Consider the following 12888-nt stretch of genomic DNA (forward strand, 5'->3'; position numbering starts at 1 on the left):
TATAAAGCGCCGCGCCTGAGAGAACGCAGCTATTTTGCACCAGGCGAAAACTGAAACCGCACACGTATCGACACATTGTCCTGGGTGCCCTCCGGGGTTGGACTATGGGATACGTGGAGGCTCAACCCGATATATATTGGAGCTGTCATGACTCAAGTATCAATGCGCGATATGCTGAAGGCCGGTGCGCACTTCGGCCACCAGACCCGTTACTGGAACCCGAAGATGGGCAAGTATATCTTCGGCGCTCGCAACAAGATTCACATCATCAACCTTGAAAAAACTATGCCGCTGTTTCACGACGCTCTGAGCTTCGTAGAAAAGCTGGCTTCCGGTAAGAACAAGCTGCTGTTCGTTGGTACCAAGCGCGCTGCCAGCAAGATCATTGCTGAAGAAGCCACCCGTGCCGGCATGCCCTATGTCGATCACCGCTGGTTGGGCGGCATGCTCACCAACTACAAGACCATCCGTGCTTCCATCAAGCGTCTGCGTGATCTTGAAGTGCAGTCTCAGGACGGTACTTTTACCAAACTGACCAAGAAAGAAGCGCTGATGCGCACTCGCGATCTGGAAAAGCTGGATCGTGGTCTGGGCGGTATCAAGGATATGGGCGGCCTGCCGGACGCCATGTTCGTTATCGACGTTGAGCACGAGCGCATTGCTATCACCGAAGCCAACAAGCTGGGTATCCCGGTTATCGGCATCGTCGATACCAACAGCAGCCCGGACGGCATCGATTACGTCATTCCCGGCAACGACGACGCTATCCGTGCGATCCGTCTGTACGCAGCAGCCATGGCTGATGCAGTGCTGAGCGGCAAGAACAACACCGGCGGCGCCGATGAGTTCGTTGAAGAGTCCGCTCCTGCTGCTGAGGCACCTCAGGGCTAAGGGCTCACGGCTAGGTTCATGCCGTACTAAAAAGGGGGCTATGCCCCCTTTTTTGCCACATCTTTTTGCAACACTGATATGGCTGCCTGCGAATCTCCGGGGTAGCTAAAAATCAAGCAATTCAGAGGAATATCTCTATGACACAGATTACTGCAGCCATGGTTAAAGAACTGCGCGAGCGCACTGGCCAGGGCATGATGGATTGCAAAAAGGCACTCAACGCTGCCGGCGGCGATATCGAAAAAGCCATTGATGACATGCGTGCTGCCGGTTCGATCAAAGCTGCGAAAAAAGCAGGCAATATCGCTGCTGAAGGCGCTATCGCTGTCAAGGTCGCTGACGACAACAAGACTGCTGTGATCATCGAAGTAAACTCACAGACCGACTTTCTGGCGTTGCAGGATGACTTCAAAGGTTTTGTTAACGAGACTCTGGAGAAGGCCTTTGCTGCTGGTTACACCGATGCCACTCCGCTGATCGCTGATCAGGAAAGCGCGCGTGAAGCGCTGGTGGCCAAGACGGGCGAAAACGTCAATATCCGTCGTCTGACCCGCATTGAGGGCGACGTAATTGGCGCTTACCTGCACGGTCATCGTATCGGTGTTGTCGTCACCCTGAACGGTGGCACTGTTGAGCTGGCGCGCGACATCGCCATGCACGTAGCGGCCAGCAACCCACAGTTCCTCGATCCTTCCCAGGTTTCCGAGGAAGCGGTCGCCAAGGAAAAGGAAATCTTCCTGGCACTGAACGCAGAGAAGATCGCCGGTAAGCCGGAAAATATCGTTGAGAACATGGTCAAAGGCCGGATCAACAAGTTCCTGTCCGAAGCCAGCCTGATCGACCAGCAGTTCGTCAAGGATCCTGAAGTCAAGGTGGGTGAGCTGGCTAAGAAAGCCGGTGCTGAGATTGTTTCCTTCGTTCGTTTCGAAGTAGGTGAAGGTATCGAACGCGCCGAAGTTGACTTCGCTGCAGAGGTTGCGGCCCAGCTCGAAGCGTCCAAGAAGTAAGATCCGTGTCGTTTAACCGGCGCGCAGCAGTCGCTCTGACAGGGCGTCTGTAATATGGTTGATCAGAGGCTTCCCGCGTAGGCGGGAGGCCTCTTTTTTAGGAAACACTGAACAAGTAATCATCCCGAGTGTCTAGGGAGGCTGCTGAGCAGCGCTCCCATGGTGAGACTTGTTGAGTTTTTCTCCATCCCCACAGCAGGAGAGTCAAGCATGGCCCAGGTACCTAGCAGTCGCCAGCCCAAGTATAAAAGGATCCTTCTCAAACTCAGCGGTGAAGCGCTGATGGGCACTGAGGAGTTCGGTATTGATCCAAAGGTTCTGGATCGCATGGCCCTTGAAGTGGGGCAGCTGGTAGGTATTGGCGTCCAGGTTGGCCTGGTGATCGGTGGCGGTAACCTGTTCCGTGGCGCTGCGCTACATGCCGTTGGCATGGACCGCGTTACAGGTGACCACATGGGGATGCTGGCTACTGTCATGAACGGCCTGGCCATGCGTGACGCGCTGGAGCGCTCTAATATCCAGACCAGGGTAATGTCCGCCATTACCATGGAAGGGGTCACCGAGCATTACGATCGCCGCAAGGCCATGCGCTATCTTGCGGGTGGCGACGTGGTAATATTTTCCGCCGGTACCGGCAACCCCTTCTTCACTACGGACACTGCCGCCTGTTTGCGGGGCATCGAAGTGGATGCCGATGTGGTGCTCAAGGCCACCAAGGTTGACGGGGTATACAACGCTGATCCGATGAAAGACCCGAACGCCGAACGTTTCGACAAGCTGACCTATGACCAGGTCCTGGATCTCAAGCTGGGTGTGATGGATCTCACCGCCATTTGCCTGATCCGCGATCACAAGATGCCGTTACGGGTATTTAATATGAACAAGCCCGGCGCGCTGCTGAATGCAGTAGTGGGAAGCGCCGAGGGAACTCTGATCGAGGACTAGTAATGATCAATGAAATCAAGAAAGACGCGCAGGAGCGCATGAAGAAGTCGGTCGAATCGCTGGAGCATGCGTTTGCCAAGATTCGCACCGGTCGCGCTCATCCGAGCATTCTCGACACGGTAGTGGTCTCCTACTACGGAGCCGACACGCCGTTGCGCCAGGTTGCCAACGTGAACGTTGAAGATTCCCGGACCCTGGCGCTTACCGTGTTTGACCGGAGCATGATTCAGGCCGTTGAAAAGGCCATCATGACCTCTGACCTGGGCCTTAACCCGGCAACTGCAGGCACTACTATTCGTGTGCCGATGCCTGCCTTGACGGAAGAAACCCGTAAGGGCTACACCAAGCAGGCCCGCTCCGAGGCCGAGAATGCCCGGGTAGCCGTGCGAAATATCCGTCGCGATGCGCTGGGGCAGCTGAAGGATCTGCAGAAAGAAAAAGAAATCAGCGAGGACGAAGAGCGTCGTGCCGCTGATGAGGTGCAGAAGCTGACAGACAAATTCATCGCCGAGGTCGACAAGGCACTGGAAGCCAAGGAAGCGGATTTGATGGCCATCTAAGGTCCTCTTCCCACGTCATGACATGAAACAACAGACAGCTATCAGCCCTTCATCACCTGACAATCCGCGGCATGTTGCCATCATCATGGATGGCAACAATCGTTGGGCGCGCAAACGTTTTATGCCAGGGGTGGCCGGTCACAAGGCGGGCGTCGATGCCGTCCGCGCGGTGATCGAAGTATGTGCCGAAGAGGGTGTCGAGGTGCTTACCCTGTTTGCCTTTTCCAGTGAGAACTGGAGCCGCCCTGAAGAAGAAGTCGGCGCGCTGATGGAGCTGTTCCTGCGCGCGTTACGGCGCGAAGTGCGCAAGCTGAGTGACAACGGGATTCGCTTGCGCCTCATTGGTGATCGTTCCAGATTCTCGGCTGACCTTCAGAAGGCCATGGCAGATGCTGAGGCGCTCACAGCTGAGGGCCGTCGGATGACGCTGGTCGTCGCAGCAAACTACGGCGGCAAATGGGATATGACCCAGGCTGCGAAAGCGCTTGCCAGTGATGCGGCTGCCGGTCGGCTTGACGCCTCGGCGATCACTGAAGACGATTTTCAGGCGCGCTTGAGCACGGGGGAGTGGCCCCTCCCTGATCTGTGTATTCGTACCGGCGGTGAGCGACGCATCAGCAATTTCCTGTTGTGGCAGCTCGCTTATGCCGAACTGTACTTCTCCGATCTCTATTGGCCAGACTTCAAGCATGATGCCATGCGCGGCGCGTTGGCTGATTTCGCCGGCCGTCAGCGCCGTTTTGGTAAAACCAGCGAACAAATAGTGGCGGAATCCTGATGCTGATGCAGCGTGTAATAACCGCAGTGATCCTTGCACCGCTGGCCATTGCCGGTTTTGTATTGCTGGATGGCGCCTGGTTTGCATTATTTGTTGGTGTGATTGTGACGCTTGCAGCCTGGGAATGGGCGCGGCTCGGTGGTGAAACGACTCAGAAAGGCCGCGTTATCTACGCTGTCGCAGTGGCGCTGTTGCTGGCTGGGCTGTACCGGGACGCCTGGCCTGCGCAATATGTCCTGCTGCCCGCGCTTGCCTGGTGGATAGTCGCTACGGTGCTGGTCATGCGTTATCCCAAGGGACGCGGTCTGTGGAGCGGGTCGATGATGTGCCAACTGTTCGGGTTGCTGGTGCTGCTTCCCGCCTGGTATGGCCTGGTGTGGCTCAAGGCGCAGGACAATGGATTATGGCTGATTCTGGCGACCATGATTCTGGTCTGGGGCGCGGATATTGGCGCCTATTTCGCGGGTAAGACTTGGGGTCGCCGCAAGCTACGTCCGGCAGTAAGTCCCGGTAAAACCCTTGAGGGGTTGTTGGGCGGTGTGCTCTTTACTCAGCTGCTGACGCTGATTGCTTTGATCTATCTGGGCTGGGATGTGGCGGCGGTGATGCTGGGACTTCTCGGTGCCTTGCTTGTGGTGTTGTTCTCTGTCGTCGGTGATCTGACTGAAAGCCTGTTCAAGCGTGAGCAGGGACTCAAGGACAGCAGCAATCTGCTCCCCGGCCATGGCGGTGTAATGGACAGGGTCGACAGTCTTACCGCAGCCATCCCGGTTTTCGCTCTGTACTGGCTGTTTATCGGGAGCACGCTGGGGTGAGGTCTACCTGGATCAGCGTATTAGGTGCTACCGGCTCGATCGGTGTCAGCACCCTCGACGTCATTGCTAGGCATTCTGACCGCTACAAGGTGTTTGCCCTGACCGGGCATAGCCGCATGCGTGAATTGGCCGAGCAATGCGTGACGCACCAGCCGCGTTACGCCGTTGTCGCTGATCAGACCCGGGCGCAAGCCTTGCAGGCCACGTTATCGGCCGCGGGGTCGCTGACCGAAGTACTGCACGGGGCTGAGTCGCTGGCCTGGGTCGCTGCGCATGAACAGACCGATGTCGTCATGGCTGCGATCGTCGGGGCTGCTGGCCTGCAACCGACGATGGCAGCGGCGCATGCTGGTAAAAAGGTTCTGCTGGCAAACAAGGAAGCGCTGGTCATGGCCGGCGCCCTATTGATGGATGCTGTAAAGACGTCCGGCGCGCGGTTGTTGCCCATTGATAGTGAGCACAACGCCATATTCCAATGCATGCCCGAACGCTACCCGGATGGGCTTCAGCGGGTAGGTGTGCGGCGTATTCTGCTCACTGCTTCCGGCGGTCCGTTTCGTGATTTCAGCCGCGAGCAACTCGAAAGCGTTAGCCCGGAACAGGCCTGTGCTCATCCAAACTGGTCGATGGGCCAGAAGATTTCGGTGGACTCGGCGAGCATGATGAACAAGGGCCTGGAGCTGATCGAGGCCTGCTGGTTATTCGATGCGCGTCCGGCCCAGATCGAGATCGTTGTGCATCCGCAAAGTGTGGTGCACTCGCTGGTGGATTACGTTGATGGCTCGGTGCTGGCGCAGATGGGCAATCCTGATATGCGTACGCCCATTGCTCATGCGCTGGCCTGGCCTGAGCGGATCGACTCGGGTGTCAGCCCGCTTGATCTGCTCAGTGTCGCCCGGCTTGACTTCGAAGCGCCCGATCCAGAGCGCTTCCCTTGCCTTCGCCTGGCCAGGCAGGCTGCCGAAGCCGGCGGTACAGCCTGCGCCGTTCTCAACGCGGCCAATGAGGTGGCGGTAGAAGCCTTTCTGGCGCGGCGCATTGGCTTTACCTCGATCCCTGTTATTATCGAGCACACCCTGAGTCGTCAGGCTTGCGAGCCGGTACGGGATCTCGAGCACGTTCTTCAGGCTGATCGTCTGGCGCGGCAACACGCAGCTGACTGGTTGGCCCTCAAAGATTGAACCGGAGTTGTCTGTGCGAGCGGACCTCCGAAAGAGGCGTTAAATGGATCTGCTTTTCACTCTGCTTGCTACCGTCGTAGCCCTCGGTCTCCTGGTAACCATCCATGAATATGGTCATTTCTGGGTAGCCCGGCGCTGTGGCGTCAAAGTGTTGCGGTTCTCCGTGGGCTTCGGCAGCGCACTGTTCCGTTGGCATGACAAGCGCGGTACCGAGTATGTCATCGCCGCGATACCGCTTGGCGGCTACGTGAAGATGCTTGATGAGCGCGAAGGCCCTGTTGATCCTGCCGAACTGGATCAAGCCTTCAACCGCAAGGATGTGAAACAGCGCATTGCGGTGGTTGCAGCCGGGCCAATTGCCAACTTCCTTCTGGCCATCGTTGCCTTCTGGTTGATTGCTGTATTCGGCGTGACAACTGTTGCGCCGGTTCTGGGTCCGGTTACGCCGGGCAGCGTTGCCGAACGCGCAGGCTTGAACGAGGGCCTGGAGGTCATCGAGATTGACGGGGTTAAAACCCAGAGCTGGCATGACGTGAATCTGCAGCTTATCCGTCGTCTGGGTGAAAGTGGACAACTGCAACTGCTCGGCAAAGAAGAGGGCAGCAGTGTTCCGCAGCGTTATACGCTGGAGCTGCAGGACTGGCTGCGCGGTGCAGATCAACCCGATCCGATCAGCGCGCTGGGGTTGACCAGCTGGCAGCCACAGATTACGCCGCGCCTGGGGGAGGTGAGCGAAGATGGCGCTGCCTACGCCGGTGGTCTGCGTAAAGGCGATCTGATCCTGGCGATCAATGGTCAGCCCGTGACTGACTGGGTGCGCGAGGTCGTTCCAGCGATTCAGGCCAGTGCCGGTGAGCCGTTGGTTTTTGAGGTGCAGCGAGATGCTGAAAGGCTGTCGATCGAGGTAGTCCCGGCAGTTCGTTCTGCCGAAGATCGGCAGGTCGGTTTCGTTGGCGCAGGTGTCGACGCCTTCGAATGGCCCGACCATATGGTCCGCACCATTGATTACAACCCTTTGATGGCTATCCCTGTCGCGGTCAACAAAACCTGGGATATGACGGTACTGACCCTCGATTCATTGAAGAAAATGGTTACCGGGCTGGTCTCGGCAAAAAACTTGAGTGGCCCGATAACCATTGCTAAAGTGGCGGGCGCTTCAGCCAAGTCCGGTCCGGAAAGCTTTCTGAGTTTCATCGCTTATCTGAGCATCAGTCTGGGGGTGTTGAACTTGCTGCCTATCCCCGTGCTGGATGGTGGGCATCTGGTTTATTACTCAGCCGAATGGATCAGGGGCAAGCCGCTGTCCGAGCGAATTCAGGCCTGGGGGTTGCAAATCGGCCTCACGCTGATCGTGGGTGTGATGGTCTTTGCCATTTATAACGACATCAGCCGACTGGGCGGATGACATGCAAGATGGCCTGGCACCGTAGTTTTAGTACAGCTACCCGAGCTGTCGTACGCGGCAGATATTATATAAACAGCTAGTCAGAACGGATTTCATGAAACGTTACCTATTGCCTGCGCTACTGATGACACTCCTGGCGCCGGAAGTTTTTGCCGATGCTTTCCGGATCTCCGATATTCGCGTCAATGGGTTGCAGCGTGTGTCTGCCGGCAGCGTTTTCGCTGCACTGCCCCTCAATATCGGCGATGAGGTCGATGATCCAGAGCTGGTTGATGCCTCACGCTCGCTTTTCCGTACTGGTTTCTTCGAAGACATCCGGCTCGGCCGCGATGGCGATGTGCTGGTTATCACCCTGGTCGAGCGTCCTTCCATCTCGTCCATCGAGCTCGAAGGGAACAAGGCGATCAAAAGCGAAGATCTGCTGAACGGTCTGACCATGGCCGGTCTCGCTGAAGGCGAGATTTTCCAGCAGGCAACGCTCGAGGGGGTACGTAATGAGCTGCTGCGTCAGTACGTAGCCCAGGGTCGCTATTCAGCCGATATCGAAACCGAAGTGATAGCCGAGCCGCGTAACCGTGTCTCACTGAAAATCATCGTCGATGAAGGTTCGGTGGCATCCATCAAGCACGTCAATATCGTCGGTAATAGTGTGTTTCCCACCGACGAGCTGGTAAATCTGTTCGAGCTGAGCGCCACCGGCTGGTTGTCGTTCTTCCGTAACGACGACAAGTATTCCCGGGAAAAGCTCTCTGGTGATCTGGAGCGGCTGCGTTCCTACTATCTGGACCGCGGCTATATCAACATGAATGTCGCCTCGACCCAGGTCTCTATCACACCGGACAAGCAGAACGTCTATATCACCGTCAATATTGATGAAGGCGACCGTTACACCGTCGACGACGTCAAGTTGTCAGGCGACCTGGTTGTCGATGAAGAGGAAGTGCGCAAGCTGTTGCTGGTCGAGCCTGGTCAGGTGTTTTCCCGTCAGGTAATGACCGCCAGCTCCGACCTGATCAGCCGCAGGCTGGGCAATGAGGGTTACACCTTCGCCAACGTCAATGGCATTCCCGAGATCAACGAAGACGACCAGACCGTATCGGTTACCTTTGTCGTGGATCCGGGCAATCGCGCTTATGTAAACCGCATCAACTTCCGTGGCAACACCAAGACCGACGATGAAGTACTGCGGCGTGAAATGCGCCAGATGGAAGGTGGATGGGCTTCCACTCATTTGATTGATCAATCCAAGGTGCGTCTGGAACGCCTGGGGTTCTTCAAGGAAGTCGACGTTGAAACCGTTCCGGTGCCCGGTGCAGAAGATCTGATCGACGTGAACTACTCGGTAGAGGAACAACCCTCCGGCTCAATCACCGCCAGTGTCGGTTTCGCCCAGGGCACGGGTCTCATCCTTGGCGGCTCGATCAGCCAGAACAATTTCTTCGGCTCGGGTAACCGCGTCAGCTTCAGCGCCAACCGCTCGGAATATCAGTCTGCGCTGTCGTTTGGTTTCATGAACCCGTACTTCACCGCTGACGGTGTGAGCCTTGGCTACAACGCGTTCTACCGGACCACCGACTATGACGAGCTGAACTATGATTTCACCAGCTATGCGGTGGACTCATACGGTGGCGGCTTCAATATCGGTTATCCGATCAGCGATACCTCGCGCCTGTCTTTCGGCCTCAGTGCACAGAAGGATGACATCAAGGAAGGTATTTACACAGTGGAGGAGATCAGTCGGTTCCTCGATACCGAAGGCAACTCTTTCACCAACTTCAAGTTCAATGCGTCCTGGTCACAATCGACGCTGAATCGTGGCGTTTTTCCGGATCGCGGTTCATCCCAGTCGCTGGGTCTTGAAACCACGATCCCTGGCAGCGACCTGTCGTTCTACAAGCTTGATTACCGCGGCCAGAAATTCTTTCCCATGTCGGACAGCCTGACCCTGCGGTTACATACCAATCTGGGCTACGCGGAGAGCTATGGCTCCACCACGTTCGTGCCTTTCTATGAACATTACTATGCGGGGGGTATCGGTTCTGTACGGGGCTTCCGCGATAACTCGCTTGGCCCACGAAGCACGCCAAATAGCGCCGATCCAGACAAGGACCATTTGCCATTTGGTGGTAACGTGAAAATTACCGGGGGTGCCGAACTCATCTTCCCGGTGCCCTTTGTTGAAGATCAGCGCTCGCTGCGCACCGTGCTATTCCTCGATGCGGGTAACGTATTCGATACGAACTGTTCCACCACGAGCCTGCAGTACGAAGGCGGGACCGAGAACCCGGGTTGTGGCGATATTGATGCAGGCGAAATTCGTTACAGCGCTGGTGTCGGGCTTTCCTGGCTGACTGCGCTCGGTCCGCTAGGATTCAGTCTCGGTACGGCTCTCAACGATGAGTCTGGCGATGACACCCAGTTCTTCCAATTCACTTTGGGCCAGACATTCTAAGTCGGCTCGAGCCAAGCATAATCAGGAGTAGGTCAAGTGCATAAGTTCATCAAAGTTGCAGTACTGTCGGTCATGGCGTTAGCCTGTTTTCCGGCTATGGCAGAAATGAAGATCGCGGTGCTGGATTATCAGATGGCGCTGCTCGAATCGGATGATGCCAAGAAGTATTCAGCCGATGCCGAGAAGAAATTCGGCACGCAGCTCCAGCGTCTGCGTAATCTCGAGGCGGAAGCCAAGCGTTTGCAGGAGCGGATGCAGCGCGATGGCGAGAAGCTGAATCAGACCGAGCTGGAGAAGCTTGAGCTGGAATTTCGTCAGAAGGCCCGTGAATTTCAGACCCAGTCCAAGGAGCTGAATGAATCCAAGGCCTCGGCTGACCGTGAAATGCTCGATTCGCTCAAGCCGAAGCTGGACAAGGCTGTCGAGGATGTCCTCAATTCCGGTAACTACGATCTGGTCATCGACCGCAGCGCTGTAGTCGACGTCAAACCTGAATTTGACATCACCCGCCAGGTGATTGAACGCCTGAACCGCTGAGGCAATAATGACTGATGTCACTCTCGCGCGCCTGGCTGAAAAGCTTGGCGCGCGTCTGATAGGAAACGGCGAAAAGGTTATCCGCGGGCTGGCAACGCTGCAGGATGCCGGCCCGGGACAGCTGAGTTTTCTCGCCAATAGCCGTTACCGCAAAATGCTGGGTACCACCGGGGCCGAGGCCGTATTACTGAAAGAAGTTGACGCGGCGGACTATGCCGGCAATGCATTGGTTGTAGACGACCCCTACCTGGCTTACGCCCGTATATCCCATCACTTCGATCCCAAACCACGAAGGGCGCCCGGAATTCATCCGTCGGCCTTTGTTGCGGAGGATGCGCAGGTCGATCCTGGCGCTTCGATCGGCCCCGGGGCGGTGATCGATTCCGGTGCCGTTATTGGCGCAGGGGTCACTGTCGAAGCGCTCTGTTACGTGGGTGCTCGCAGCAGAATAGGGCAGGGCGGATGGCTGGGGCCACGGGTTACGCTGTATCACGACGTCATTGTTGGTGAACGGGTATCGATTCAGGGCGGCGCGGTAATTGGCTCTGAGGGGTTCGGCTTCGCCAATGAGAAAGGTCAGTGGCAGAAAATAGCCCAGATAGGCGGTGTGGTCATCGGTGACGATGTTGAAGTCGGTGCCAACACGACCATCGATCGTGGCGCATTGTCCAGCACCACCATTGGCAATGGGGTGAAGCTCGATAATCAGATTCAGATAGCGCACAACGTGCAGATCGGCGACCACACGGCTATTGCTGCCTGTGTAGGGATCTCCGGCAGCACACGGATCGGCAAGTATTGCACCATCGCTGGTGGTGTCGGAATGGTTGGCCACATCGAGATATGTGACAACGTTTTCATCAGTGGCATGACAATGGTGACCCGTTCGGTTACCGAGCCGGGTGCCTATTCCTCCGGCACTGCAATCCAGCCAGCAGCTGAATGGAGAAAGTGCGCCGCACGCTTCCGTCAGCTGGATACCATGTTCAAGCGTGTGCAGCAGCTTGAAAAAGAGCTGTCTGCAGTGACCCCAGGCGCTTCGGGTTCATCTGAATCCTGATCAGCGCGGACGCGCTCAATTTTCACTGCAAGGCATGCAAACCAATGGATATCAAAGAAATACGAGAATACCTGCCCCACCGCTACCCGTTTTTGCTGGTAGACCGGGTGGTGGAGCTGGATCTCGAGGCGAAAAAAATCCGTGCGTACAAGAATGTCTCGGTCAATGAACCCTTCTTCAATGGTCATTTTCCGCAGCACCCGATCATGCCCGGCGTGCTGATTATCGAGGCCATGGCTCAGGCAGCCGGCCTGCTCGGGTTCAAGATGATGAACGTAAAGAGCGACGAGGGAACCCTGTATTACTTCGTCGGTTCTGACAAGCTGCGCTTCCGTCAGCCTGTTGTACCGGGCGACCAGCTGGTGCTCGAAGCACAGCACCTGAGCAATCGCCGCGGCATCTGGAAGTTTGCCTGCCGTGCGACGGTGGACGGCAAGGAAGCCTGTTCAGGTGAAATCATTTGCGCGGAACACAAGGTATGACAGGTATTCACCCCCAGGCCATCGTCGATCCTGCTGCCAGGCTCGCTGATGACGTTGAGGTCGGACCCTGGACCTATATCGGACCAGACGTCGAAATAGGCGCCGGCACGGTTATTGGTCCACACGTTGTGATCAAGGGCCCAACGACCATCGGCAAGGCGAACCGGATATTCCAGTTCGCCTCTGTGGGTGAAGACTGTCAGGACAAGAAATACAACGGTGAACCAACCCGTCTGGAAATCGGCGACCACAACGTCATCCGTGAGGGGTGTACATTGCATCGTGGCACCGTGCAGGACCAAGGTGTTACGCGCATCGGCAGTCATAATCTGCTGATGGCCTATGTGCACGTGGCGCACGATTGTGTAGTCGGCAATAACATCATCATGGCCAACAATGCGACTATCGCGGGCCATGTGCATGTGGGTGACGGGGTGATACTCGGCGGCTACACGACCGTTCACCAGTTCTGCCAGATCGGCGCCTGGTCGATGAGCGCCGCCAACAGCGCCGTATTCAAGGATATTCCTGCGTTCGTAATGGTGGGTGGCAATCCGGCGAATGCGCATGGCATGAATTTCGAAGGTATGCGTCGGCGCGGCTATCAGCCGGAGGTGGTCACGGCATTGCGACGCGCCTACAAGCAGGTATATCGGCAGGGCCTGACTTTGCAGGACGCGTTAAAAAACATAGAAGAAAGCGCCAATACCTTCCCTGAGGTCGCGCTCTACCGCGACTCCATCCTGGCGTCGACCCGCGGCATTACCCGCTGATC

13 protein-coding genes are annotated in these 12888 nt (G+C 56.6%); all 13 read left to right on the plus strand.

Translation table 11 applies throughout. The features are described 5' to 3' along the window. The first annotated feature begins 147 nt into the window (after positions 1-147). The 13 genes from rpsB (at position 148) to lpxA (ending at position 12886) form a co-directional block, all read left to right on the plus strand. Positions 148-891 carry a 30S ribosomal protein S2 gene (gene rpsB / locus G3M63_RS08815; protein ID WP_150300684.1) on the plus strand — a complete coding sequence of 248 codons (744 nt, stop codon included), beginning with the start codon at positions 148-150 and terminating at the stop codon, positions 889-891. 137 nt (positions 892-1028) lie between these two features. Beyond that, positions 1029-1898, plus strand: coding sequence for a translation elongation factor Ts (gene tsf, locus G3M63_RS08820; RefSeq protein ID WP_150300685.1), 870 nt, complete (start codon positions 1029-1031; stop codon positions 1896-1898). A 210-nt stretch (positions 1899-2108) separates the two neighbouring features. Next, positions 2109-2843 carry a UMP kinase gene (gene pyrH / locus G3M63_RS08825; protein ID WP_150300686.1) on the plus strand — a complete coding sequence of 245 codons (735 nt, stop codon included), beginning with the start codon at positions 2109-2111 and terminating at the stop codon, positions 2841-2843. Positions 2844-2845: 2 nt separating this feature from the next. Beyond that, positions 2846-3403, plus strand: coding sequence for a ribosome recycling factor (frr, locus tag G3M63_RS08830; RefSeq protein WP_150300687.1), 558 nt, complete (start codon positions 2846-2848; stop codon positions 3401-3403). 22 nt (positions 3404-3425) lie between these two features. Continuing rightward, on the plus strand, positions 3426-4181 hold the full coding sequence (uppS, locus tag G3M63_RS08835; protein ID WP_163982689.1) for a polyprenyl diphosphate synthase: 756 nt from the start codon (positions 3426-3428) through the stop codon (positions 4179-4181). Beyond that, complete coding sequence (locus tag G3M63_RS08840) at positions 4181-4996, plus strand: phosphatidate cytidylyltransferase (RefSeq protein ID WP_150300689.1); 816 nt, start codon at positions 4181-4183, stop codon at positions 4994-4996. The genes uppS and G3M63_RS08840 overlap by 1 nt, the downstream gene beginning before the upstream one ends. Continuing rightward, complete coding sequence (ispC, locus tag G3M63_RS08845) at positions 4993-6177, plus strand: 1-deoxy-D-xylulose-5-phosphate reductoisomerase (RefSeq protein ID WP_163982691.1); 1185 nt, start codon at positions 4993-4995, stop codon at positions 6175-6177. The genes G3M63_RS08840 and ispC overlap by 4 nt, the downstream gene beginning before the upstream one ends. A 43-nt stretch (positions 6178-6220) precedes the next feature. After that, positions 6221-7582 (plus strand): sigma E protease regulator RseP, encoded by a 1362-nt coding sequence (rseP, locus tag G3M63_RS08850; RefSeq protein WP_163982693.1) that lies wholly within the window; start codon positions 6221-6223, stop codon positions 7580-7582. Positions 7583-7676: 94 nt separating this feature from the next. Next, entirely contained in the window at positions 7677-10034 is a 2358-nt protein-coding gene (gene bamA / locus G3M63_RS08855; protein ID WP_150300692.1) for an outer membrane protein assembly factor BamA, read from the plus strand. A gap of 36 nt (positions 10035-10070) precedes the next feature. Beyond that, the gene (locus G3M63_RS08860; protein ID WP_256669988.1) at positions 10071-10571 is read left to right on the plus strand and encodes an OmpH family outer membrane protein; all 501 of its coding nucleotides are present in this window, start codon (positions 10071-10073) and stop codon (positions 10569-10571) included. Between the two features lie 7 nt (positions 10572-10578). Continuing rightward, positions 10579-11631, plus strand: a complete 1053-nt coding sequence (lpxD, locus tag G3M63_RS08865) for a UDP-3-O-(3-hydroxymyristoyl)glucosamine N-acyltransferase (RefSeq protein ID WP_371923561.1) — start codon at positions 10579-10581, stop codon at positions 11629-11631. A 44-nt stretch (positions 11632-11675) separates the two neighbouring features. Then, on the plus strand, positions 11676-12113 hold the full coding sequence (gene fabZ, locus G3M63_RS08870; RefSeq protein ID WP_150300695.1) for a 3-hydroxyacyl-ACP dehydratase FabZ: 438 nt from the start codon (positions 11676-11678) through the stop codon (positions 12111-12113). Then, positions 12110-12886, plus strand: a complete 777-nt coding sequence (gene lpxA, locus G3M63_RS08875) for an acyl-ACP--UDP-N-acetylglucosamine O-acyltransferase (protein WP_163982695.1) — start codon at positions 12110-12112, stop codon at positions 12884-12886. Before fabZ ends, lpxA begins: the two co-directional genes overlap by 4 nt. The last annotated feature ends 2 nt before the right edge of the window (positions 12887-12888 follow it).

This window comes from Pseudomonas sp. OIL-1, from assembly GCF_010669185.1.
Taxonomy (GTDB): domain Bacteria; phylum Pseudomonadota; class Gammaproteobacteria; order Pseudomonadales; family Pseudomonadaceae; genus Halopseudomonas; species Halopseudomonas profundi.

Coding starts and splice junctions, on each gene's coding strand:
- rpsB (WP_150300684.1), top strand. CDS start 148: ATGACTCAAGTATCAATGCGCGATATGCTGAAGGCCGGTGCGCACTTC.
- tsf (WP_150300685.1), top strand. CDS start 1,029: ATGACACAGATTACTGCAGCCATGGTTAAAGAACTGCGCGAGCGCACT.
- pyrH (WP_150300686.1), top strand. CDS start 2,109: ATGGCCCAGGTACCTAGCAGTCGCCAGCCCAAGTATAAAAGGATCCTT.
- frr (WP_150300687.1), top strand. CDS start 2,846: ATGATCAATGAAATCAAGAAAGACGCGCAGGAGCGCATGAAGAAGTCG.
- uppS (WP_163982689.1), top strand. CDS start 3,426: ATGAAACAACAGACAGCTATCAGCCCTTCATCACCTGACAATCCGCGG.
- G3M63_RS08840 (WP_150300689.1), top strand. CDS start 4,181: ATGCTGATGCAGCGTGTAATAACCGCAGTGATCCTTGCACCGCTGGCC.
- rseP (WP_163982693.1), top strand. CDS start 6,221: ATGGATCTGCTTTTCACTCTGCTTGCTACCGTCGTAGCCCTCGGTCTC.
- bamA (WP_150300692.1), top strand. CDS start 7,677: ATGAAACGTTACCTATTGCCTGCGCTACTGATGACACTCCTGGCGCCG.
- lpxD (WP_371923561.1), top strand. CDS start 10,579: ATGACTGATGTCACTCTCGCGCGCCTGGCTGAAAAGCTTGGCGCGCGT.
- fabZ (WP_150300695.1), top strand. CDS start 11,676: ATGGATATCAAAGAAATACGAGAATACCTGCCCCACCGCTACCCGTTT.
- lpxA (WP_163982695.1), top strand. CDS start 12,110: ATGACAGGTATTCACCCCCAGGCCATCGTCGATCCTGCTGCCAGGCTC.